Genomic DNA, 19,881 nt, shown 5'->3' with positions numbered 1-19,881 from the left:
TCCCCACCTCCTTCCGAGCCCCCGCCCCCGGGCCCGACACCCCCTGAAACCAAGGAGAATCACGTGGAGAGACCCATGCTCCGTAGGCGCGCACTCGTCGCGGCCACCGCAGCCGTGGCCGTGGGCGCGCTCGGCCTCGCCGGTCTGTCCGGCGTCGCCTCGGCCGACCCGCAGGGTGCCACCGCACCGGCCGCGGACCGGCTCTCGCCCGGCCTGCTCGAAGCCATGCGGCGCGACCTCGGCCTGGGCGCCGACGAGGCGAAGGCCCGGATAGCCGACGAGTACCGTGCGGCGGCCGTCGCCCGAGGGCTGGAGAAGTCCCTCGGCGCGGACTTCGCCGGAGCCCGGGTGAGCGGCCCGGAGGCCGTCCTCACCGTCGCCACCACCGACCGCGCCGACGTCGCCGAGATCACCGCCGCGGGCGCGCGGGCCGAGGTCGTCGGCCACAGCCTGGGCCGCCTGGACGCGGCCAAGGCGGCGCTGGACGCGGTGGCCCTGAAGAAGGCGCCGAAGGACGTGCCCTCCTGGTACGTCGACGTGCGCACCAACCGCCTCGTCGTCAACGCCGCCCGCACCGCCGCCGCGGACCGCCTCCTCGACGCCGCCGGCGTCTCCCGTGCCCTGGTGCGGGTCGTGCACTCCACCGAACAGCCCCGCACCTACGCCGACCTGCGCGGCGGCGACGCCTACTACATGAACGGCTCGGGCCGCTGCTCCATCGGCTTCCCCGTGAAGCGCGGCACCCAGAACGGCTTCGTCAGCGCCGGTCACTGCGGCACCCCCGGAGTGACCACCAGCGGCGTCAACCAGCAGGCGCAGGGCTCCTTCCAGGGCTCCACCTTCCCCGGCCGCGACTACTCCTGGGTCGCCGTCAACGCCAACTGGACCCCCCGCGCCCTGGTGAACGGCTACGGCAACGGCGATGTGACGGTCGCCGGCTCCACCCAGGCCGTGGTGGGCTCCTCCGTCTGCCGCTCCGGCTCCACCACCGGCTGGCACTGCGGCACGATCCAGCAGCACGACACCAGCGTCACCTACCAGGAGGGCACGGTCTCAGGCGTCACCCGCACCGGCGTGTGCGCCGAACCGGGCGACTCCGGCGGCTCCTTCATCTCCGGCAGCCAGGCCCAGGGCGTCACCTCCGGCGGTTCCGGCAACTGTTCCCAGGGCGGCACGACGTACTACCAGCCCATCAACCCGGCGCTGTCCGCGTACGGACTGACCCTGGTCACCAGCGGTACGCCGACCGACCCGCCCACCGGCCCGCCGACCGGGGAGCCGGGCGGTACCTGGGCGGTGGGCACGACGTACGCCGCGGGCGCGGTGGTGACGTACGGCGGGGCGAGCTACCGGTGCCTCCAGGGCCACCAGGCACAGGCCGGCTGGACGCCGCCGGACGTGCCCGCGCTCTGGCAGCGGATCTGACGCCCGTCCCCGTCCCGAGGAACCCGAGTACGCCGAGGACGACGACCCCACCGAGGAACCCGAGTACGCCGAGGACGACGACCCCACCGAGGAACCAGCCATGACCGAGAGATCAGCGGTGCCCCCGGAAGAGCCCGGCGGCAGCCCCCGCACCGACCCCCGGCTGACCGCTCGCGGCGGCCGCCCGATCAGCCGCAAGAGCCTCCTGCGGGCGGCCGTCGCGGCGAGCGCCGTCCCCCTGGTCGCGGGCGGGGGTGCGGCGCTGGCCCGGGACACGGGAGCCGGCGCCGTACCCCTGGCACCGACGCCTGCCTGCGACGACGGTGACGACCCGACCCCCGACCAGATGGAGGGCCCCTACTTCAAACCCGACTCCCCGCCGCGCACCAGCCTGGTGACGTCCTCCACCCCGGGCGTGCCGCTCACCGTGAGCGGATACGTCTTCGGCCGGGCCTGCAAGCCCCTGACCGGGGTGCTCCTGGACTTCTGGCAGGCGGACACCGGCGGGGCCTACGACATGACCGGGTTCGCCTTCCGCGGGCACCAGTTCACCGGTGCCGACGGGTCGTTCACGCTGAGGACGATCGTGCCCGGCCTGTACCCCGGGCGCACCCGCCACATCCATGTGAAGGCGCAGGCGCCCGGACGGCCCGTGCTGACCACGCAGCTCTACTTCCCCGGCGAACCGCGCAACACGACGGACGCCCTCTTCGACCCGGCGCTGCTGATGAACGTCCGTTCCGCCGGGCCGGGGCGGGAGGGCACGTTCGACTTCGTCCTCGACGTGGCCCAGCAGCCGGATCCCACCGATCCGCCCACCGACCCTCCGGGAGGGGGCGGCTGGGCGGCCGGGACCACCTACCGCGCGGGTGACCGGGTGACCTACGGCGGCGGTTCCTACCGCTGCCTCCAGGCGCACACGGCCGTCGCGGGGTGGGAGCCGCCGCTGGTCCCCGCGTTGTGGGAACGCGGGTAGAGAAGCGGCACCGGCCCGGACCGGGGGATCGTCCCGGTCCGGGCTCTTCCCCCGCCACCGGCGGTGCCCCGCCTCCTACTTGGCGTCCGAGTACCGCTCCACGACCGCCGTGGTGAACGGGAACCGCACCGGGGTCTCACCGAACGCCGTCAGCCCCGCCAGTTCCCCGGCCGCCCGGATCGCCTCCACCACCGCCGGCGCCTCCCGTGCCGGGCAGTGCACGATCACCTCGTCGTGCTGGAAGAAGACCAGCTCGGCCCGCATCCGCCCGGCGGCCAGCGTCCGCCGGAGTGCCGCCAGGAGCAGCAGAGCCCAGTCCGCGGCGCTCCCCTGGACGACGAAGTTACGGGTGAACCGGCCGCGGGCACGGGAGTCGGACGAGGCGTAGCCCGGGGTGAACCCGTACTCTCCGGCGCTCTCCCCGGGCGCGGGGTCACCGGACTCCTGAGGGATGCCCGCCTCCTCGCTCTCCCCGGCGCCGGCCGCGGGCGGGCTCGTGCGGCCGAGCCAGGTGCGGACGAGACGGCCCTCCTCGCCCGCCTTCGCCGCCTCGTCGACGTAGGCGACGGCGTGCGGGAACCTCCGGCGCAGGGCCGCCAGGTTCTTCAGGCCGTCGCCGGAGGTCTGCCCGTAGACGGCGCCGAGCAGGGCGATCTTGGCGTGGTCCCGGTCGCCGTGGAAGGCCCGGTCGGACAGGGCCGTGTACAGGTCGCCCTCATGGCCGGCCACCTCCATCAGCCCCCGGTCGCGGGAGATCGCGGCCAGCACGCGCGGCTCCATCTGGTCGGCGTCCGCCACCACCAGGCGCCATCCCGGGTCGGCGACGACCGCCTGCCGTATCACCCGGGGGATCTGGAGGGCCCCGCCGCCGTTGGTCGTCCAGCGCCCGCTGACCGTGCCGCCCGGCTGGTACTCCGGCCGGAAACGGCCTTCCCGCACCCAGTCCGTGAGCCAACTCCAGCCGTGTGCCGTCCAGACGCGGTACAGCTTCTTGTAGCGGATCAGCGGTTCCACCGCCGGGTGGTCCACCTTCTCCAGCTCCCAGCGACGGGTCGACCGCACCTTGATCCCGGCCTGGGCGAAGGCCTTCACGACATCGGCGGGCAGGTCGGGGCGCACCCGTCTGCCGAACGCCGCCGACACCTCGTCCGCCGCCTCGGCCAGCCTGCGGGGCTCGCCGCCGCCCGCGTACCGCTCGCCCAGCAACTCGTCCAGGACCTCCCGGTGCACGTCGGCGCGCCAGGGCAGACCTGACCGGTGCATCTCGGCGGCGACCAGCAGGCCGGCCGACTCGGAGGCCGTGAGCAGCCGCATCCTGTCCGGGTGCTCCGCCGCGTCGTGCCGGCGCACCTGCCCGGCGTAGACCTGGAGCAGGGCGTCGAACGGCACGGTGGTGCCGGACGGCGGATCGAAGAGGGAGGACTGGGAGCCGGGCTCGGCCGAGCGGGGCGGGGGATCGGGCGGCACCGGCGCGTCGCGCAGCCGGGCCAGGGCCGCGGCGGCGGAACGGGGCTCGCCGAGCCGCCCCTCGTGGCCGAGCAGCAACTGCTCCGCGCATTCGATGTCGTAGCACCGCTCGACGCGGACGCCCGCCGCGAGCAGCCGGGGGTAGATCTCGGCCGTCGACCGCCAGACCCAGCGGACCACGTCGGGGCGGGAGCGGACCGCCTCGACGAGATCGGGCTCGGCCAGCTCGGGGCCGGTGGGCAGGCCGTCACGCCCCAGCGGGACGAGGCGCGCACCGCCCCCTTCCGTGGGTGCCAGGGCCCAGCGTCCGGTCATGGGGGTGAGTCTCGCACCCGGCACCGACAGTGACGGGGACGAAGAGGCGGCGGCCGCGCGAACGCACGCAGGCCGTCCGTCGGCAGGCGGCCGGGTCCTCGCGCTCCGGGACGCGGTGACGGCCCGGTCGCTCGGCGAGTCCGGGCAGGTGCGCGGCAAGCCCGTGCCGCACCCCCGGGGGTGCTCCCCGGAGCGGTGAGCGGCCGGACGCGGCCTACTCTGACCTGATGGAACCGGTGATCGACCAGGCGTGCGCGGCGGCCCTCTACTCGGCGGACGACGCCGGTCTGGACACCGGCGCCTCCCTCCTGGCCGCCGACCCGTCCGCCGACGACGCGGCGCACCGCAGGGGCGAGGAGTTCGTCCGGCGGGCCTGGGAGCGCGGCTGGCAGCCCGCCGACGTCGTACGGATCGTCCGGCGCGAGCTGGACGAGAACCGGGCCGCGCTCGCCGCCGCCCTGATCACCGCCGAGACCGGCCGGTACGACCGGCTGCCGCCCCGCTGGGCCGACCAGATCGCCGAACTCCCGGCCCCCGCGCCCCGCAACAGGCCCGACCGCTTCGGCTACGCCTCCGCGATGCTGGAGCTGTACCGGCTGCTGCTCCGGCTCCCGGCGATCGAACCCGTGGGCCCGCCGCCCGGCCGCGTCGCCGACGCCCCGCACCGGCCGCCCGCGCACGGCGAACCCCGCATGCTCACCCGCATCCGGGCCCTGCTCGCCAAGGCGGAGGCGACCGGTTTCCCCGAGGAGGCGGAGGCGCTCACCACCAAGGCGCAGGAGCTCATGGCCCGGCACAGCATCGACGAGGCGCTGCTCGCCGCCCGTACGCATGCCGCCGACGGCCCGGGAGCACGCCGGATCGGCGTCGACGCCCCGTACGAGAGCGCGAAGGCGGTCCTGCTCGACTCCGTCGCCTCGGCGAACCGCTGCCGCGCGGTGTGGGACAGCGACCTGGGCTTCACCACGGTCGTCGGCTTCGAGGCTGACCTGGAGGCCGTCGAACTGCTCTTCACCTCACTGCTGGTCCAGGGCACCGCCGCCATGACCAAGGCGGAGGCCGGCCAACGAGCCGGCGGGCGTAAGCGGACCAAGACCTTCCGGCAGTCCTTCCTGATGGCGTACGCCCAGCGCCTCGGCAGTCGGCTCGCGGCGGACACCGCCCGGGTCACCGCGGCGGCCGACGCCGACGCGGGCTCCGCCGGAGCGGCCGGTGACGCCCCGGGTGGGCTGCTGCCCGTGCTGGCGGCCCGGGACGTCGCCGTCACCGAGACCGCCGAGCGGATGTTCCCCCGTACCACCACGTCCCGGGTGCGCGGAGTGAGCGACGCCGAGGGCTGGACGCACGGTACGGCTGCCGCGGACCGGGCCAGGATGGGCCCTCACGCGCCCGGGATCGATCGCTGAGGGCCTTCGGCAGGCCCCGACGGGCCCCGATCGCTGCTCCACCGGGTGCCCCGGGCCGGGCTGGGTGGCGTATGCCTGGATCACGGCGGTTTGCGGTTAGGCTCGGCCCATGAGCTGGCTCCGGGCGCTGAAAGAGACCGCCCGCTCCGGATTCACCATCGAGCGCAAACGGCTCGAGCCGCTCATCGCGTTGCGCGGTGCCGCGGGCCTCGCCCTCGTCGTCGGGTTCGCACTCGCGGTCTTCGGCCCCGCCATCGCGGCCAGTTCCGCCTTCGGGGCGTTCCAGGCGGCCATCGCCACCTTCCAGCGCAGTTGGCGTCCCCGCCCGGTGCTCGCGCTGGTCTCCGGGGCCAGCCTGGCCGTGTCGACCTTCGTCGGCTACGTCACCGTCTCGCACACCGGTCTCTTCGTGGCGGTGCTGGTCCTGTGGACGTTCGCCGCCGGGATGTCCTGGGCGGCGGGCTCGACGGGGGGCATCATCGCGGCCTCCAACGTATCGATCATGCTGGTCACGGTCACGCTGCCGACGTCCGTGGCGGACGCCGCCGCGCACGCCGCCATGATGGCGGTCGGCGGTCTCGTCCAGGCGTCCCTGATCGTGCTGTTCCCGATCCGCAGATGGGGCGCCCAACGCGACGCGCTCGCCGACGCGCTGGCCGCCGAGGCCGACTACGCCCGCCGGCTGCGCGACGACCCGGTCGCCCACTTCGACCCGGTGCCGCTGATGACCGCCCGCAGCGCGGCGGCCGTCACCCCCGCGCAGGCCCGTCGGCGCCCCGCCGAGCTGCACGGCGCCCGCAAGATCGCCGAGCGGCTGCGGCCGGTGCTGGCCTCGCTGGCGGACCCGGCGCTGGGGGTGCCCGCCGAGGGACTGGAACGGGCCTGGGTACGCGAGATGCTCGCCGCGGCCGGTTCCGTGCTGGACGCGGCGGCCCGCGCGATCCGGCTCGGTGAACCCGTCCACATCGCCCCGACGGACCTCGGCGTCCTGCGGACCCCGGACAACGAGGTGATCCTCGTCGGTCCGCCCCGGCGTGCCGCCGACCGGCTCAACGTACTGCTGGCCGACGTCCTGGAGATCGCCGAGGGCACAGGTACCCAGGAGGCGCCCAGCGGCGATCTGGAGACCCGCAGGCGCCCGACCCTGCTGCGCCTGGTCCCCGTGGTCCTGACCGCGATGCGCCATGAGCTGCGCCGGAGCTCACCGATCTTCCGGCACGCCGTCCGGGTCTCGGTGGTCGCGGCAGCCGGCTACCTGATGGGGACGGCGCTGCCGCTCGGTCACGCGTACTGGGCGCCGATGACGGCCGTGATGGTGATGCGCCCGGAGTTCTCCCAGACCTACTCCCGCTCGGTGGCCCGGTTCGGCGGAACCCTGGTCGGGGTCGGGGTCGCCACGGGCATCGTGCAGGCCTTCGAGCCGGACGCCAGGCTCGCCGCCGGACTCGCGGTGTTCTGCGCCCTGCTGATGTACCTGCTGATGCGCACGGGGTACGCGGTCGGCCAGGTCTGCGTCTCCGCCTATGTGGTGTTCCTGCTCGGTATGGCGGGTGACGACTGGTCGCAGACCGTCCCGGAACGCATCCTGCTGACCCTGGTCGGCGGTCTGCTCGCGATGGTCTCGTACGCCCTCTTCCCCGCCTGGGAGACCCCGAGGCTGCGCAACCGGCTCGCCGAGTGGCTCCTCACGGACAGCGCCTACGCGGCGACGGTCCTCGACCGCTACGCCGACCCGGCCGGCGGAAACACGGAGGACGTGCGCAGGGCGCTGCTCACCACGCGTGAGGCGCGTGTCGTCTGGCAGGAGGCGCTGGAGACGGCCCAGCACGAGCCGGTACGCCACCGGGGCATCTCCCGGACCGCCGCCGACGACGCCCAGCAGGCGCTCGCCCAGCTCGGCAGGGTCGCGATGCTGATGGAGGCCCATCTGCCCTCCCGCTCGGCCGATCCGGTGCCCGGCGCCGCGGAGCTGGCCCAGGCACTGCGCAGGAGTGCCGAACAAGGCGCGAAGGCCGTACGCGAACGCCGGGTGCCGGACTGGGAGCAGGCCCGGCGGGTCCTGACCCGCTGGGACCTCCCCGAGGAGGACCCGGAGGCGATGCCGCCGCCCGGCCCCTTCCTGCGCAACGGCGCGGCCATGCTCGTGGAGGCGCTGGAGGACTTTTCGCGGGCGCTCGAGGGCTCCACCAACCGGAAGTCCTGAATCCGTCCGTCGCGAAGCGCCGCCGAACCGCTCGGTGACCGGGGCCTTCATGGGAAGCGCTTCCTTCAACTCCCGTGAATGGGAGCCTTATTGCGCTTCCGTTCGTCTCTCCTGGGGGAAGTGCGTCCGGACGGGGCAGAAGGGCAGGGGAAACTGTAGTCGCGTGCGCACCCCGCGTGCACGTGCATCTGCTCATGCATCGGCATATGAACACAGCTATGATCCGAGCTAGTTGACACTTGCACCTTGTAACTCGGGAGCGTCCTGTGCACCACGTGTACAACGGCATGGCGGCCACAGAGCTTCGCGGAGTGGTCTGGCAGAAGAGCAGACACAGCAACTCCCAAGGATCTTGCGTGGAGTTCGCGAAACTGCCCGGCGGAAATGTGGCGGTGCGGAACTCGCGCTTTCCGGACGGGCCCGCCCTGGTCTATACGCCGGCGGAGATAGAGGCGTTGCTGCTGGGCGTCAAGGACGGGGAGTTCGACCATCTGGTGGCGGGCGGCTGACCGCGCCCGTCGATCCGCCCCGGCCTACACGCCGTCGCGGACGGCTTCGGCCTGCTTGGCCGCGCTCAGGAGCGGGAACGCGGGGGCGGGCGCCACGGAGATCTGGTCCGCGAGGCGGAACAGCGCCCACACCACCTTGCCGCGCGGCGAGCCGCCCAGGGCGTCGCCGACCGGGGCGGGGGACGGGTGCCACCCCCAGGAGTCGCTGAACGACTCCACCAGGAACAGCCCGCGGCCCGACTCGGCGGAATCGGCCGCCTCGCCCGCCACCGGGCTCTCCTGGCTGGGATCGCGCACCGCGCACACCAGCCGGGAGGTCCATCGCATCAGGTGCAGCCGCACCGAGCAGTCGTGGCGCTCGCGCGCCTGATCGGCCGGCAGCGCGTGCCGCAGGGCATTGGTGACCAGCTCGGAGACGACCAGTGCGACGTCGTCGAACCGGTCGCCCAGGTCCCAGGAGGTCAGCGTCGTACGCGTGAACGACCGCGCCCCGCCCACCGCTTCGTACCGCGGCGGCAGCGTGCACGAGGCGGAGCCCGCGACCGCCGAGGGGTCGAGGGGGGGAAGCCCCTGCCGTAACGGCTCGAGCATCGTCGATCCATTCGTCCCCATGCGAGGCACTCCCGGGATTCGCGGCTGTAGCGGCACTGCTGGTAGCGGCACTACGGAGGTACAGCGGCACAACACGAACGAGCACGCAGGTGCGCGGGGACCATGGTTCCCAATGCGTAGAGCAGATGCAAGGGCAGATGCACGTGCACGCGCCGGACTCGCCCGGTAGCGTGGTGGTTCTTGGTCATTTCTTCCGTCAACCGGTTCAGCAGCTTTTCGGAACCCTTGCCATTTCCGTAATCGAATGAGTACGGGCTGAAGCGTTTTGGTGGCAGAATCCGGCTCCGGGGTTCGGGGGTGCCCCGGGTGCAAGGGAAGCGATGGGGAGGGCAGTGCCGGTGTCGGCAGGCGAGTCGAGTGGATCTGTGGTGCGACGCATCCTGCTGGGCTCACAGCTCAGGCGGTTGCGCGAGTCGCGGGGCATCACCCGTGAGGCGGCCGGCTACTCCATCCGCGCCTCCGAGTCGAAGATCAGCCGCATGGAGTTGGGACGGGTGAGCTTCAAGGCCAGGGATGTCGAAGACCTGCTGACGCTGTACGGAGTCGTGGACGAGGCGGAGCGGGACTCGCTCCTCGGCCTGGCCCGCGAGGCCAACGTGGCGGGCTGGTGGCACAGTTACGGAGATGTGCTGCCCGGCTGGTTCCAGACGTATATCGGTCTGGAGGGAGCGGCTTCGCTCATCCGGATCTACGAAGTCCAGTTCGTGCACGGCCTGCTGCAGACCGAGGCGTACGCCCACGCGGTCGTCTCGCGTGGCATGCCCGGCGCCTCGGCGGCCGAGGTCGACCGCCGCGTGGCGCTGCGCCTGGAGCGGCAGAAGGCGCTCGTCTCCGAGCGGGCCCCCCGCTTCCACGCCGTGCTCGACGAGGCGGCCCTGCGCCGCCCGTACGGTGAACGCGAGGTGATGCGGGCGCAATTGCGGCATCTGATCGATATGTCGGAGCAGCCGAACATCACGTTGCAGGTGATGCCGTTCAGTTTCGGCGGACACGCGGGTGAGAGCGGTGCATTTACGATGCTGCGTTTCCCGGAATCCGATCTGTCGGACATTGTCTATCTGGAGCAGCTGACAAGTGCGCTCTATCTGGACAAGCCGGAGGAAGTCGCTCAGTACGAAAAGGCGATGGCACGGCTCCACGAGGACAGCCCGGGCCCCGAGGAGAGCCGGGATCTTCTCCGTGGACTCCTCCAACTGACCTGATCCGCAAGTACGATGACGTATCTACAGGAGTCTGCGCCTGCAGTAAGGGAATGCATGTCCTTCCGTGAACTGGCTCACCAGTACATCGACGGCGAGTGGCTGACCGGCAACGGCTCGTGGGACATCATCGATTTCAATCCTTACAACGGCGAAAAGCTCTGCTCCGTCACCGTGGCCACCGCGGACGAGGTGGATCTGGCCTACCGGGCGGCGGAACGCGCTCAGCGGGAATGGGCCGTGGCGCATCCCTATGAACGCGGGCGCATTCTTGCGGGAGCCGAGCGCGTGGTCGCGGAACGCGCCGACGACATCGTCGAGATGCTCATCGACGAGCTCGGCGGCACCCGGTTCAGGGCCGAGTACGAGGTGCGTGGAGTGCGGGCGCTCCTGCGCGAGGCGGCGGCGCAGGCCCTCGGTCCCTCCGCGCGGCTGCTGCCGGCCGCCGCGGACGGCAAGGAGAACCGTCTCTACCGGCTTCCCGTCGGGGTGATAGGCGTCGTCAGCGCCTACAACTTCCCCTTCCTGGTGACGATGAAGAGCGTCGCACCGGCGCTCGCGCTCGGGAACGCGGCGGTGGTGAAGCCGCACCAGAACGCTCCGGTGGCCGGCGGGACCCTGGTCGCCGACATATTCCACGAAGCCGGGCTGCCGGCCGGGCTGCTGAACGTGACGATCACCGACAGCGCCGAGATCGGGGACAGCTTCATCGAGCACCCCGTGCCGAAGGTGATCGTGTTCACCGGCTCGGAGCGCGTCGGCCGCCATGTCGCGGCCAGGGCGGCGGGGCTCTTCAAGCGGACGGTCCTCGAACTGGGCGGCGCCAGCGCCCTGGTCGTCCTGGACGACGCCGAGATGGAGCACGCCGTCCGGGCGGCGGTGCACAGCCGCTTCCTCTACCAGGGGCAGGTCGGGCTGGCCGCCAACCGCGTCCTGGTGGACCGATCCGTGGCGGAGGAGTTCACCGGGCGCTTCACCGAGGAGGTGGCCGCCCTCACGACGGGGGACCCCCGTGACCCCGGCGTGAGCATCGGCCCGGTGATCAGCGGATTCCAGGCCGACGCGATCACGGCGCTCGTCGACGAGGCCGTGGCGCAGGGGGCCACCGCACTGGTGCGGAGCGCCACCCGGGGCAATCTCGTCGGACCCGTCGTGCTGACCGGTCTGCCGGAGGACTCACCGCTGCTGAAGCAGGAGGTTTTCGGCCCGCTGGCCCTGCTGGTGCCGTTCGACGGCGAGGACGACGCCGTACGGCTCCTCGACGGCAGCCCTGGCGGCCTCAGCGGCGCGGTGCACACGGCGGACGCCGAACGAGGTGTGCGGTTCGCGCGGCGGACCGGGAGCGGGATGTTCCACGTCAACGAGGTCACCGGCCTGGAAGACCCCCTCGACGCCTTCGGCGGGGAGAAGATGTCGGGCATGGGGCGGCTGAACGGCGCGGCGGCCGTGGACGCCTTCACCACCTGGCGCTGGGTGTCGATCCAGCACGGGCGCACGTCGTTCCCCTTCTGAACCGGTGAACGCCGGGACGCCCGGCGTCGCCCGCCCGGCGTCGGGCCGGACCGGGAGGCACGGGACCGCGTCCGATCTGGTCGCCGGGGAGGCGGCTACGCTGGTCAAAGTTGAGTACAGGAGGTGGAGAGTTTGTCCGCGATCCGGCTCCTGGTCCTGGGCGCGGTCCGTCAGCACGGACGGGCACACGGCTACCAGGTCCGCAACGACCTGGAGTACTGGGGCGCACACGAGTGGTCCAACGCCAAGCCCGGCTCGATCTACCACGCGCTGAAGCAGATGGCGAAGCAGGGCCTGCTCCTGGCGCATGAGACCGCCCCCTCCACCGCGGGCGGCCCACCCCGCACCGAGTACGAGATCACCGAACAGGGCACCCAGGAGTACCTCTCCCTGCTGCGGTCCTCACTGACCTCCTACGACCAGAGCATGGACGTCCTTTCGGCGGGGGTCGGCTTCATCGTCGACCTGGAGCGCGGCGAGGCCGTGGCGCTGCTCCGGAAACGCATCGCCGCCATCGAGGGCTGGCGGGCGTCGGTCACGGAGCACTACACGCCCGCCGAGGGTCCCGAGTCGCTCGGGCACATCGGCGAGATCATGAATCTGTGGGTCCACACCGCGGACCTGGGTGCCGAATGGACCCGTGGCCTGATCGCACGGATCGAGGGCGGCGCCTACACCTTCGCAGGTGAGGGCGCCCCCTTCGTCGGTGTGCTCGCCGAAGGGCAGGAGAACCCCTACGCGACGGGGGCGCCCGACCCCGGCGACAGCGTCTGATCAAGTTTGACTAATGCGGGAACGAGGCTTACCTTCGGTCCTCTAGTCAAATTTGACTACGAGATCCGAGCGGATCCGGAAGGGCTGGTGGAGCCATGAGCGACGCGATCGCCGTCGAAGGAGCGCACAAGAGGTACGGGGAGAAGCGCGCCCTGGACGGGCTGGACCTCAGGGTGCGGCGCGGGGCGGTCCACGGTGTGCTCGGCCCCAACGGCGCGGGCAAGACCACCGCCGTGCGCATCCTCTCGACCCTCCTGCGGCCCGACGGGGGCCGGGTCGAGGTGGCGGGATTCGACGTGCGGGACGAGGCCGCCGAAGTCCGGCGGAGGATCGGCCTGCTGGGGCAGCACGCGGCCGTGGACGAGGAGCTCGGCGGGCGGCAGAACCTGGAGATGTTCGGCCGGCTCCACCATCTGGGCGCGCGCCGGTCGGGCACACGGGCCGACGAGTTGCTGGAGCGGTTCGGCCTCGCCGGCACCGGCCGCAAGCCGGTCAAGCGCTACAGCGGAGGCATGCGGCGCCGGCTCGACCTGGCCGCCTGCCTGATCACGGACCCGGAGGTGCTGTTCCTGGACGAGCCCACCACCGGGCTCGACCCACGCGGCCGTACCGAGGTCTGGAGCGCCGTGCGCTCACTGGCCGCGGGAGGCACCACGATCCTGCTGACCACGCAGTATCTGGAGGAAGCGGACCAGCTGGCCGACCGGATCTCGTTGGTCGACGGCGGACGGGTCGTCGCGGAGGGCACCGCCGACCGGCTCAAGGACAGGGTGGGCGGCGACCGCATCGACGTCGTCGTCCGCGACGCGGGCCGGCTCGGCGAGGCCGCACGCCTGCTGGGCGACCAGGTGAGCGTGGACGAGGACCGACGGCTGCTCGGCGCGCCCGCCCCGGACCGCATGGGAACCCTGTCCCGCGCGGTGCGCGCCCTGGAGGAGGCGGGCATCGAGGCGGAGGACATCGCCGTACGACGCCCCACGCTCGACGAGGTGTTCCTCGCCCTCACCGGGACCGCCCCACGGGCACACACGACCACGGGAGCGGGGGTGGCGGCGTGAGGACGAGCACGGCGGCGGGCCCGGGCCGGATCGGCTGGGCACTGGCCGACTCCTGGACGATGACCCGGCGCGAACTCGCCCACTGGGCACGGCAGCCGGTCCAGCCGGCCGTCGCCCTGGTCTTCCCGGTGATGCTGCTCCTGATGTTCAACTACCTGGTCGGCGGCGGCCGGGGTGTCGACGGCGACAACACCGCATTCCTGGTCCCGGGCATGCTCGCCCTCACCATGGCCTTCGGCCTGGAGGGCACCATGCTCGCTGTCACCCAGGACCTCACCAAGGGCGTCATCGACCGGTTCCGTTCCATGCCGATGGCCTCGGGCGCCGTCCTGGTCGGGCGCAGCGCCGCCGACATGCTCCAGTCGGTGGCCGCGCTCGCCGTGATGACCGGCGTCGGACACGCCCTGGGGTGGCGCTGGCACCACGGCCCGGAGGCCGCGGTGGCGGCCTTCGGGCTGCTGCTCCTGCTGCGGTTCGCGATGCTGTGGATCGGCATCCACCTCGCGATGGTGGCCGGCCGGCCCGAGATGGTGCAGGCGGTCCAGATCCTGGTCTGGCCGGTCGGCTTCCTCTCCAACGTCTTCGCCTCGCCGGAGTCGATGCCGGGCCGGCTGGGCGCGGTCGTCGAGTGGAACCCGATGTCGGCGACGGCGACCGCCGTACGCGACCTGTTCGGCAACCCGGGCGGGACCGGAGGGTCCTGGGCGGCCGAGCACGCCGGGCTCCTCGCGGTGCTCTGGCCGCTGGCGCTGGTCGCGGTGTTCTTCCCCCTGGCCGTAGGGAGGTTCGCCCGGCTCAGCCGCTGACCGCCGCCCTCAGTGGTGGAAGGCCGTCTGGGCCGCCCGGCCGGGGCCCAGAGGGTGCGGCTGCGCCCGCAGCTCCGGCAGGAGCCGTCGTACGTCGTCCATCAGCAGTTCCGCCAGGTCCGAGGAGAAGCCGTTGCGGCAGACCACCCGCAGCACCGCGAGGTCCTGCCGGTTGGCCGGGAAGGTGTACGCGGGCACCAGCCACCCGCGTTCCCTCAGCCGCCGGGACACGTCGAAGACGTCGTACGCCTGGACGTCGGGGCGTGTCGTCAGGGCGAACACCGGCAGTTCGTCACCCCGGCCGAGCAGCCGGAAGTCGCCCAGGGTCTCGAACTCCCCGGCCAGCCGCATCGCGATGTCCCGGGACGTCTGCTGGACGGCACGGTAGCCGTCGCGGCCCAGGCGCAGGAACGTGTAGTACTGCGCCACCACCTGGGCGCCCGGCCGGGAGAAGTTCAGCGCGAAGGTCGGCATGTCGCCGCCCAGGTAGTTGACCCGGAAGACCAGCTCCTCCGGGAGCTCCGCGGACGAACGCCACAGCACCCAGCCGACGCCCGGGTAGACCAGGCCGTACTTGTGGCCCGAGGTGTTGACGGAGGCCACCCGGGGGAGCCGGAAGTCCCACTCCAGGTCCTCGTCGAGGAACGGTGCCACCATCGCGCCGGAGGCCCCGTCGACATGGACGGGGATGTCGAGGCCGGTACGTTCCTGGAGTTCGTCCAGGGCCGCGCAGAGCTCCGCGATCGGCTCGTAGGAACCGTCGAAGGTCGACCCCAGGATGCCCACCACGCCGATGGTGTTCTCGTCGCAGAGCTCCATGGCGGCCTGCGGGTCCAGATGGAAACGCTCCCCTTCCATCGGGACCTGCCGCGCCTCGACCTCCCAGAACGTGCAGAACTTCTCCCAGCACACCTGCACGTTGACGCCCATCACCAGGTTGGGGCGGGCGTGCGCCGGGTAGCGGTCGGCGTTCCGGGTCGACCAGCGCCGTTTGAGGGCCATCCCGGCCAGCATGCAGGCCTCGCTGGAACCCGTGGTCGAGCACCCCACCACGGCCTGCGGGTCGGGAGCGTTCCACAGGTCCGCGAGCATCGCGACGCAGCGCCGCTCCAGCTCGGCGGTGCGCGGGTACTCGTCCTTGTCGATCATGTTCTTGTCCCGGCACTCGCCCATCAGCACACCTGCCTGGGGCTCCATCCAGGTGGTGACGAAGGTCGCGAGGTTGAGCCGCGAGTTGCCGTCGAGCATCAGCTCGTCGTGGACGAGCCGGTAGGCGCTGGACGACGGCATCGGTCCGTCCGGCAGACGGTGCCGGGGCGGGGCCGCGGTCATCGGGACGGTGGGGTCGGCCTCGCCGAAGAACGGGTTCAGGGCGAGTCTGCGGTGCTCTTCGGACGCGTCGGCGCCGGACGAGCCCTTGTGGAGCGGCATCGGACGGTCCCCTCAGTTCTCGGCCGCGAGGCCGGCCTTGACCGCCCGGGCGAACTTCACGACCCGCCGGGCCTGCACCCGGGCGGCGGTGAGCGTCTCCTCGCCGACCGGGACGTCGCCCTGCCCGGAGACGTGGGAGGTGCCGTACGGGTTGCCGTCGACGAACTTCGACGGGTCCGTGTAGCCGGGGGCGACGAGGATGCCGCCGAAGTGGTGGATGGTGTTGTAGAGCGCCAGCAGGGTGGACTCCTGGCCGCCGTGGGCGGTGCTGCTGGCGGTGAAGCCGCTGTAGACCTTGTCGGCGAGGTCCCCGGACTGCCAGAGACCTCCCAGGGTGTCGAGGAACTGCTTGAGCTGGGCGGTGACGTTGCCGTACCGGGTGGGCGTCCCGAAGATCACCGCGTCGGCCCAGACCAGGTCGTCCGGTGAGACCTCGGGGATGCCGGCGGTCGCCTTCGCGTGGGCGGCCCAGGCCGGGTTGGAGTCGATGGCCGCCTGCGGGGCGAGCTCGGCGGTCTTGCGCAGGCGCACATGGGCGCCGGCCTCCTCGGCGTCCCCGGCGATGGCCTTGGCGATCGTGGAGACGGTGCCGGTGGACGAGTAGTAGACGACGGCGACGTTGACGGACGTGGGCACAGGGACCTCCGGGGACGGGACGGGTGCGGACTGCCGTGAGGGCGGGGAGGGTGCGGGGTCAGGTCCTGCCGGCCACTGCGGACGTTGTGCGGGCACGGCGGCATGGGCCCACGCCGGCCGCCTCGCGCACGTCGAACCGCGTCACCGGCACGCCGTCGTCCTCGATGCCCATGGGCGCCACCTCCCGGGGCAAGCTTTGCCCCGGTTCGTACCGGGCGCATCCTTGCTTACGCCACTGGAACCCTGAGCTGCCGCGCCGCGTTGATAGCTTGGAGCGGCGACGCCGCCGCCATCGATCGATCCTGGAGCCCGGACCCTTGAATACGCTTGCGCTCGGCCCGAGCTGGCTGGACCCGGACTATCTGCTGAACACGTTCGGTCTGCCCGGCCTTCTGCTCATCGTCTTCGCCGAGTCCGGTCTGCTGATCGGTTTCTTCCTCCCGGGCGACTCCCTGCTGTTCACCACGGGTCTGCTGGTGACCACGGGCGACCTGAAGTACCCGCTCTGGCTGGTGTGCACCCTTGTGGCGCTGGCCGCGATCGTCGGTGACCAGGTCGGCTTCCTCTTCGGCCGCAAGGTCGGCCCGTCGCTCTTCAAGCGCCCCGACTCCCGCCTCTTCAAGCAGGAGAACGTCGAGAAGGCGCACGAGTTCTTCGAGAAGTACGGCCCGAAGTCCCTGGTGCTGGCGCGCTTCGTGCCCGTCGTCCGGACCTTCACCCCGATCATCGCGGGCGTGAGCCGGATGAACTACCGCTCGTTCATCACGTTCAACATCATCGGCGGCGTGCTCTGGGGCGTCGGGGTCACCCTGCTCGGCGCCGCTCTGGGCCGGATCGACTTCGTGCACGAGCACATCGAGCTGATCCTCATCCTGATCGTGCTCATCTCCGTGGTCCCGATCGCGATCGAGTTCCTGCGGGCCCGGAGCCGGTCGAAGAAGGAAGCCGCCGCCGCGGCGGAGCGCGGGGAGGACGGCAACTCCTCCGGCGACACCCAGGCCTTCGCCGCCGTCGACGACCAGGACCCGGACCGGTACGACCCGAGCCCGTACGGCACCGGCCGCCCCGACCCGTACGGCCCCGGCCCGGCCACTCCGTACAACGGCGCCCAGGGCGGCCCGTACGGCGCCCCCCGGCCCGGCCCGTACGGCGACGACGGCCGGACGGCCCCGTACGGCAACGACGCGTACGGGAGCGGCACGCAGGGCCACTACGGCGCCGCCCAGCCCGGCCCGTACGGCAACGGCACGCAGGCCCCGTACGGCAACGGCCAGTACGGCGCCGCCCAGCACGGCAACGGCCCGTACGGCGCCGCCCAGCCCGGTCCGTACGGGAACGGGAACGGCGGGCAGGCCCCGTACGGCAACGCCCAGCAGGGCTCCTACGGCAACGGCCAGTACGGTCAGGCCCCGCAGGGCTCCTACGGGAACGGCCAGGACCAGTACGGCAACGGCCCGTACGGGAACGGCGCGCAGGCTCCGTACGGCAACGGCCCGTACGGCAACGGGCAGGCCGCGCCGTACGACGGCGGATTCGACACCGGGCGGTACGGCGAGCGGCCGGAGGACGACCCCGAGGACGACCCGGGGCAGTACGGATGGCAGACCCGGCGCTGACGCGCCCGTAAGGGACCCACGGACGGCGCCCCGGACCCCGAAGGAAGGGGACCGGGGCGCCGTCCGTCCGTCAGAAGCCGCGCGTCCGCTTGGCGGCGCGGCGGCCCGGACCGCCCTCGACCCCGCCCGGCACCCGCATGAACAGGCGGGAGATCTCGCTCCCCAGGTTCACCCCGATGGCGATGGCCAGCGCCGTGGCCACCGCGGTGGAGAGCGAGGCGAGTCCCGTCTCCACCTCGTTCTGCGCGAAGCCCAGCAGACCGAAGTACGTCGCCGAACCGGGCAGCAGCGGGCCGATCGCCGCCGTGATGTACGGCAGCGACGAGGTGTACCGGTACCGTGAGAACAACTGGCCGAACAGGCCCACCAGCCCCGCCGCCACGGCCGTGGCCGCCACCGGTGAGATTCTGCCGGCGTGGGCCATCGCCCCGAAGATCACCCAGGCGACACCCCCGTTGAGGGTCACCGCCAGGACGGTCGAGCGCTCCTGCTGGAGCAGGACGGCGAAGGCCAGGGTCAGGGCCATCGAGGCCAGGATCTGCGCGATCGGCCGGTCGTGCGTCACGAACCGGGCCTCCGGGTTCAGCTGGGCCCCGAGCTGGACGCCCAGGTAGAGCATCAGCAGCACCCCGGCGACGATCCCGATGAAGAAGTACATGACCTCCAGGAGACGGGCCCCCGCGGTGATGTAGTAGCCGGTCAGACCGTCCTGCACCCCGGCCACCAGCGCCCGTCCCGGCAGCAGCGCGAACAGCCCACCGGTGATCACCGCGGACGGCCGGATGCCGGTCGAGTGCGTGAGGGTCAGCGCGATGCCGATGGCCGCGGGCGGCATGGCCGCGGCCATGAACTGGTAGAACTCGGGCAGTCCGCGCCCGGCGAAGAGCCACGCCAGCCGGTCGCCGAGCATCGCGCCCGCCGCCGCCGCGAGGAAGACCAGCGGACCGCCGCCGACCAGGACCGATGCCGAGCCGGCGAGCAGCCCGGCGGCGGCCGTCAGCACCCAGCCCGGGTAGGGGTGCCGGTTACGGCGGATCTCCGCGAGGCGCCGGTAGGCCTCCTCCAGCGAGACCTCGACGTGCTCCGCGGTCGTGATGTCGTCGATCAGCTGGAACACCGCGGCCAGCCGGGTGTAGTCGGTGCCCCGGCGGCGGACGGTCCGGCTGGCGGTGACGGGGTCCTCCACCAGCGACGGCTGATGGGAGATGGACAGCAGCGTGAAGGTGACGGTGGGCTCGCAGCGGTCGAGCCCGTACGAGCGCGACACGGCGAACATGGCGGCCTCGACGTCCTCGGCGCCCTCACCCCCCGCGAGCAGCAGCTCCCCGATACGCAGTGTCAGGTCGAGCACGCGCGGGACCGCGGGCCCCGAGTCGTCGGTCCGCTGCACGCTCTCGGGCGCCGGACGCTCGAAGACGGGCATGCGGAGCATCGTGCGCATCCGGTCCTGCCAAGGGGCTTCCTTGGTCAGCCGGATCATCGGGATGCCCTGGGCCGGGGTGAAGGCCGGCGGCGGATGCCCCTGGACCCCGCTCGGCGTGGTGAACGCGTTGGTCAGCTGCTCCGTTCCGGTGCCGCTCCCGGCGGCGGAAGCGGAACCTTGGCCCAAGGAGGCCGACGGGTCGGTCTGCAGGCCGGCCGGGACGGCGAACTCGGACGTGGGGTGGTCGTCCTCCGGCGGCCCGGACGGCTGCCCCACGCCGACAGGCGGGACGAACGCGCTGCGCGCCTCGTCGGACTGGGGCTTCTGGTCCTCCGGACCGCCCTGTTCCGCCACCACTCGTCCTCGTTCCCCTCGACCGTGTTCCGGAACGCTTCTGCCCAGTATGGGCACGGACAAGGGCCACCACGCGCAACGGGCGGCGCACCGGTGAAAGGTGCGCCGCCCGTCGTCGGTACGGTCGGCCGGGCCGTCGGGCCCGATGCCCCGCGATCC

The 19,881-nt window shown here is 72.4% G+C and carries 17 protein-coding genes; 12 read left to right on the top strand and 5 right to left on the bottom strand.

From position 1 onward, the window contains the following. The first annotated feature begins 75 nt into the window (after positions 1-75). Positions 76-1,425, top strand: coding sequence for an alpha-lytic protease prodomain-containing protein (locus tag SACTE_RS14240; RefSeq protein ID WP_014046732.1), 1,350 nt, complete (start codon positions 76-78; stop codon positions 1,423-1,425). A 100-nt stretch (positions 1,426-1,525) separates the two neighbouring features. Then, entirely contained in the window at positions 1,526-2,401 is an 876-nt protein-coding gene (locus tag SACTE_RS14235; RefSeq protein ID WP_014046731.1) for a carbohydrate-binding protein, read from the top strand. A gap of 75 nt (positions 2,402-2,476) precedes the next feature. Here SACTE_RS14235 and SACTE_RS14230 read toward each other — a convergent pair whose 3' ends face one another. Next, positions 2,477-4,183, bottom strand: coding sequence for a bifunctional 3'-5' exonuclease/DNA polymerase (locus SACTE_RS14230; protein WP_014046730.1), 1,707 nt, complete (start codon positions 4,181-4,183; stop codon positions 2,477-2,479). A gap of 4 nt (positions 4,184-4,187) precedes the next feature. Between SACTE_RS14230 and SACTE_RS34260 the strand changes: the two genes are divergently transcribed. The 4 genes from SACTE_RS34260 (at position 4,188) to SACTE_RS14215 (ending at position 8,301) form a co-directional block, all read left to right on the top strand. Continuing rightward, positions 4,188-4,382: a hypothetical protein gene (locus SACTE_RS34260; protein ID WP_141714519.1), complete on the top strand. Its 195-nt coding sequence runs from the start codon at positions 4,188-4,190 to the stop codon at positions 4,380-4,382. Positions 4,383-4,410: 28 nt separating this feature from the next. After that, a complete protein-coding gene (locus SACTE_RS14225; protein ID WP_014046729.1) occupies positions 4,411-5,589 on the top strand; it encodes a DUF2786 domain-containing protein in 1,179 nt (392 codons plus the stop codon). A 109-nt stretch (positions 5,590-5,698) separates the two neighbouring features. Beyond that, positions 5,699-7,792 carry an FUSC family protein gene (locus tag SACTE_RS14220; protein ID WP_014046728.1) on the top strand — a complete coding sequence of 698 codons (2,094 nt, stop codon included), beginning with the start codon at positions 5,699-5,701 and terminating at the stop codon, positions 7,790-7,792. A 266-nt stretch (positions 7,793-8,058) separates the two neighbouring features. Next, entirely contained in the window at positions 8,059-8,301 is a 243-nt protein-coding gene (locus SACTE_RS14215) for a DUF397 domain-containing protein (RefSeq protein WP_014046727.1), read from the top strand. A 24-nt stretch (positions 8,302-8,325) separates the two neighbouring features. On the opposite strand, the gene SACTE_RS14210 is transcribed toward SACTE_RS14215, so the two are convergent. Then, complete coding sequence (locus SACTE_RS14210) at positions 8,326-8,892, bottom strand: ATP-binding protein (RefSeq protein ID WP_019993782.1); 567 nt, start codon at positions 8,890-8,892, stop codon at positions 8,326-8,328. 341 nt (positions 8,893-9,233) lie between these two features. On the opposite strand from SACTE_RS14210, the gene SACTE_RS14205 reads away from it, so the two are divergent. The 5 genes from SACTE_RS14205 (at position 9,234) to SACTE_RS14185 (ending at position 14,262) form a co-directional block, all read left to right on the top strand. Then, entirely contained in the window at positions 9,234-10,115 is an 882-nt protein-coding gene (locus SACTE_RS14205) for a helix-turn-helix transcriptional regulator (RefSeq protein WP_050986366.1), read from the top strand. Positions 10,116-10,169: 54 nt separating this feature from the next. After that, positions 10,170-11,624, top strand: coding sequence for an aldehyde dehydrogenase family protein (locus SACTE_RS14200; RefSeq protein ID WP_014046724.1), 1,455 nt, complete (start codon positions 10,170-10,172; stop codon positions 11,622-11,624). A gap of 132 nt (positions 11,625-11,756) precedes the next feature. Next, positions 11,757-12,398, top strand: a complete 642-nt coding sequence (locus SACTE_RS14195) for a PadR family transcriptional regulator (RefSeq protein ID WP_014046723.1) — start codon at positions 11,757-11,759, stop codon at positions 12,396-12,398. A gap of 95 nt (positions 12,399-12,493) precedes the next feature. After that, positions 12,494-13,456 carry a daunorubicin resistance protein DrrA family ABC transporter ATP-binding protein gene (locus tag SACTE_RS14190; protein ID WP_014046722.1) on the top strand — a complete coding sequence of 321 codons (963 nt, stop codon included), beginning with the start codon at positions 12,494-12,496 and terminating at the stop codon, positions 13,454-13,456. Between the two features lie 59 nt (positions 13,457-13,515). Continuing rightward, positions 13,516-14,262 (top strand): ABC transporter permease, encoded by a 747-nt coding sequence (locus SACTE_RS14185; RefSeq protein ID WP_226995230.1) that lies wholly within the window; start codon positions 13,516-13,518, stop codon positions 14,260-14,262. A 9-nt stretch (positions 14,263-14,271) separates the two neighbouring features. Here the strand turns inward: SACTE_RS14185 and SACTE_RS14180 are convergent, their stop codons facing one another. Continuing rightward, positions 14,272-15,693 carry a glutamate decarboxylase gene (locus SACTE_RS14180; protein WP_014046720.1) on the bottom strand — a complete coding sequence of 474 codons (1,422 nt, stop codon included), beginning with the start codon at positions 15,691-15,693 and terminating at the stop codon, positions 14,272-14,274. A 12-nt stretch (positions 15,694-15,705) separates the two neighbouring features. Beyond that, positions 15,706-16,329, bottom strand: a complete 624-nt coding sequence (gene wrbA / locus SACTE_RS14175; protein WP_014046719.1) for an NAD(P)H:quinone oxidoreductase type IV — start codon at positions 16,327-16,329, stop codon at positions 15,706-15,708. Positions 16,330-16,646: 317 nt separating this feature from the next. Here wrbA and SACTE_RS14170 point away from each other — a divergent pair, with 317 nt between their 5' ends. Further along, complete coding sequence (locus SACTE_RS14170) at positions 16,647-17,945, top strand: DedA family protein (protein ID WP_014046717.1); 1,299 nt, start codon at positions 16,647-16,649, stop codon at positions 17,943-17,945. 70 nt (positions 17,946-18,015) lie between these two features. Here SACTE_RS14170 and SACTE_RS14165 read toward each other — a convergent pair whose 3' ends face one another. Then, positions 18,016-19,725: a threonine/serine exporter family protein gene (locus SACTE_RS14165; RefSeq protein WP_019993785.1), complete on the bottom strand. Its 1,710-nt coding sequence runs from the start codon at positions 19,723-19,725 to the stop codon at positions 18,016-18,018. Positions 19,726-19,881: the final 156 nt, after the last annotated feature.

The sequence above is a fragment of the Streptomyces sp. SirexAA-E genome (assembly GCF_000177195.2).
Classification (GTDB): Bacteria; Actinomycetota; Actinomycetes; order Streptomycetales; family Streptomycetaceae; genus Streptomyces; species Streptomyces flavovirens.
The sequence above is the reverse complement of the archived record's forward strand: the minus strand, read 5'-3'. Positions and strand labels throughout refer to the sequence as shown.